Origin of the sequence: Streptomyces monticola, assembly GCF_042665355.1 — a bacterium.
In the GTDB taxonomy this organism is placed as follows: Bacteria; Actinomycetota; Actinomycetes; order Streptomycetales; family Streptomycetaceae; genus Streptomyces; species Streptomyces monticola.
On the sequence record NZ_JBHTCF010000078.1, the window covers coordinates 1 to 520 of the forward strand.

Genomic DNA, 520 nt, shown 5'->3' on the forward strand with positions numbered 1-520 from the left:
CCAGGCCGAGTTCGGGCATGAAGCCCTGCACGGCGGCCAGGATCGCGTAGTCACCGCAGCCGGGGCACCAGCGCACTTCCTGATCGGACTTGAAGTCCTTCATGGACTGCTCGGCCTCGGCCTTGGGGACGAGGGCCAGGGCTTCAGATGACATTGAGGACCTCCCGGATCGCGGTGGCGAGCTGGCCCGCTTTGAACGGCATGCCGGTGACCTGGTCGTAACTGCAGGCGTCCACCAGGTACTTGGCGCGGATGAGCAGGGCGAGCTGGCCGAGGTTCATCTCCGGTATCAGGACGTGCTCATAGCGCCGCAGGACATCGCCGAGGTTGGCCGGGAAGGGGTTGAGGTGGCGCAGGTGGGCCTGGGCCACCTCGACGTCCTCGCCCCTGACGCGGCGGACGGCGGCGGTGATGGGGCCGTAGGTCGAGCCCCAGCCCAGGACCAGCAACTCGGCCTCACCGGTGGGGTCGTCGACCTCCACATCCGGGACCTCGATGCCGTCGACCTTGGCCTGCCGGG

At 68.5% G+C, this 520-nt stretch carries 2 pseudogenes; both read right to left on the reverse strand.

Features of this window, described 5'->3' with window-relative positions:
- A pseudogene (locus tag ACFQVC_RS42515) lies at nucleotides 1-154 on the reverse strand (2-oxoacid:ferredoxin oxidoreductase subunit beta); the annotation flags it as partial.
- Nucleotides 144-520 (reverse strand): annotated as a pseudogene (locus ACFQVC_RS42520) (2-oxoacid:acceptor oxidoreductase subunit alpha); the annotation flags it as partial. The pseudogenes ACFQVC_RS42520 and ACFQVC_RS42515, both read right to left, overlap by 11 nt.